This is a genomic window from Winogradskyella ouciana (genome assembly GCF_009709615.1).
Classification (GTDB): domain Bacteria; phylum Bacteroidota; class Bacteroidia; order Flavobacteriales; family Flavobacteriaceae; genus Winogradskyella; species Winogradskyella ouciana.
Genome location: NZ_WJYA01000313.1, coordinates 1 through 234 on the forward strand (window position 1 = coordinate 1; position 234 = coordinate 234).

At 35.9% G+C, this 234-nt stretch carries 1 protein-coding gene; it reads right to left on the bottom strand.

Annotation, left to right across the window (positions count from 1 at the left end):
* Window positions 1-204 (bottom strand): phage replication protein O (locus tag F1003_RS16455; protein WP_438695871.1); only part of this gene is annotated, 204 nt, incomplete at its 3' end.
* Between the last annotated feature and the right edge of the window lie 30 nt (window positions 205-234).

Consider the following 234-nt stretch of genomic DNA (forward strand, 5'->3'; position numbering starts at 1 on the left):
TCTTTCTCGGATTAACCTAAATTCATTAGCCCATTTTTCAAAATTAGGCTTTTTAGCATCAGGATTATTTTTGAGAATTTCTTCAAACAAGAATTCCGCATTCTCCATGTCGCAAATTTCATATTTGAGACGAGGAGTATTTATATTCTTTTCATTCTTTACATTCTTATCATTCTTGTTTGTGTCCGCTGACAGTCCGTTCATAGTCCGTTCGTGGTCCGCTTGTGGTCTGTT